At 28.8% G+C, this 736-nt stretch carries 1 protein-coding gene; it reads left to right on the forward strand.

The genetic code is table 11. The annotated features are described in order from the left end of the window. Positions 1-310: 310 nt before the first annotated feature. Positions 311-721, forward strand: a complete 411-nt coding sequence (locus CWC18_RS20715) for a hypothetical protein (protein ID WP_138676047.1) — start codon at positions 311-313, stop codon at positions 719-721. The last annotated feature ends 15 nt before the right edge of the window (positions 722-736 follow it).

Here is a 736-nt window from a genome sequence, read left to right on the forward strand (position 1 = left end):
TCTTGTCTGAACTAATACAGTTAATTGATTAAAATACACTCACGTTCTCACCCTGGCTTTTAGATGATCTAAATTGATTTTTTTTCATTCAATAACGAATTGTCATACCTATTTAAACTACAGGTTTTGTGTTACATTTAAATCGCTTTATTAGTAATGTATCTTATATATATTCAAATAAAAGCTAATAGGAATCAGTGTTGACCTGACCCTGATGTACTCAAAAAATAATTAATATGGAAATGAAAATGATAATGAGTAAATATTTTTACTGTTTTTTTTTATGATAATAAGTTTTGACTTATGGTCGATGGATTCAAAAACGTATTCGAATTTCGATGAGTCTAAAACAGTTAGCGGATATGAATTGGATTTTAAAATTAAACTCGAATCTGGAGAAGTATTAACGCCTAAATTAAGAACTTTTATAAATAAACCAGCTACGTTAACTTATGTATCTAAATTCGTAAATGAAAATGATGTGCAAGTAAGGGTTAATGTTAATAATAGTAATTATTTAAAAGATTTTGTCGTAATTGATATTAAATTATTAGAAAAGTTAAATGAAAAGTGGACTATTCTGAGTGAAGCACAGTTAAATTCAAAATTAAATGATGCTACAGAAATGTCAATAACGCCTCGTTCTGGATCCGATGATGGTATATCAATAGAGGTATTTCCAAGCAGCTATAAACTGAGTAATTCAGAACTAGAAAGGTAAGCGTCCGGCGAACCC

Origin of the sequence: Pseudoalteromonas aurantia (assembly GCF_005886875.1) — a bacterium.
Lineage (GTDB): Bacteria > Pseudomonadota > Gammaproteobacteria > Enterobacterales > Alteromonadaceae > Pseudoalteromonas > Pseudoalteromonas aurantia_A.